Source organism: Bacillota bacterium, assembly GCA_040755295.1.
GTDB lineage: Bacteria > Bacillota > Desulfotomaculia > Desulfotomaculales > Ammonificaceae > SURF-55.
Window position 1 is genome coordinate 1 of record JBFMBK010000042.1, and the last position, 1,221, is coordinate 1,221.

Below are 1,221 nucleotides of genomic sequence, written 5' to 3' on the forward strand. Positions count from 1 at the left end.
TGGAATGGTTGAAAGCGGATGCGGACCGCGATACCGTCGCGCAGCCTCTCCGCACCGAGGGCGTGACGGACGATAAATTCAAGGATATGGAAGACGTGATCCGCTCCACCGAGTCCCGCTCGGTGTTTACTTTTTTAAAAAATGTTCACCAAATTACCACGAATGTCTGGAGTGTCTATAACGCCCTCACGGACGAAGACTGGTTTTACGTTCGCCAAAAAGGAACTTTGGCGGCAAGTAACATGATTGAAGAAGATGCGAAGAATCCGGATCCCAATCACAGGATGCGCGGAGTGTTCACAGACTATTACCGGCTCAACACTTATGTCATAGACTTTCTTAGAGAGAAAGAGCTGTTTCTCCACCAATCCAGCCCCCAAACCACGACTGGCGGAGAAAAGGAGGTTTCCAGCGGCGTGAAATGGGATCTGGGCGGTAAGTTGAGCGGGAGTGTCTTGTGTCTTCCCGAAAAGAAAGATAAACCTAAAGAAGCTGTTGATAACGTGAAATGCGAACTTAAGTTGGGCGCGGAGTTGACCTTTGGTTTGACTTTAAATAAGACCTTCACCTACGACATCCCCGACGTCGCGATCCGTAGTATCGCCGGCTCAAGCTTGAACAATGCGGGATGGGAGTACGAGATTCGCCGGCCGCATTTCCGGAGTGGGTTTGGTTGTGTCGGTTTCGAGGGACTGGGGCCATTGACACCTATGAGCCGGGCTACGTTTCAGCCACTCGCGCAGTGGATGTGGCGAGTGGCGGATAGCGAGGCTCGGAAAATAATGCCCTCCGGATTTCTGGTCGACGTCGAAGTCTCTACCCGCATGGTGATGATGGAGATAGGAATCCCTGCCTGCCCTGTTAATATTAAGGATGATTTCGTGCGCCGGTCTCAACGAGATAGGGCTGTAATACCTTACCCATACCGTCCTGAAAAATAAGCCTTCGTCCCGGTCCTGGGCGTGCTAATCAATAACAACGACGCCGCGGCCAATCCTCGACACCTATCGCGGGGGCTGTTATTAAACAAAGCACATTTATTTATCGCGGGAAAGCCCCCGGCTTAGCCGGGGGACTCGCAAAGTTTGACAAACCCTGGAGTGGGGCTTTGTCGAAATTGGGTTGGTCGTCATTCCGGCATGGATTGCCGGACCAATCCGCCGGGAGCGGATTGGCACCGGCCCGCCGGGTGTCCGGCAGGACAGCCGGGCATGACCAATC

The 1,221-nt window shown here is 53.2% G+C and carries 1 protein-coding gene; it reads left to right on the top strand.

The window, feature by feature from the left end:
• On the top strand, positions 1-941 hold a 941-nt coding region (locus AB1500_13180; protein ID MEW6184099.1), incomplete at its 5' end, for a hypothetical protein.
• Positions 942-1,221: the final 280 nt, after the last annotated feature.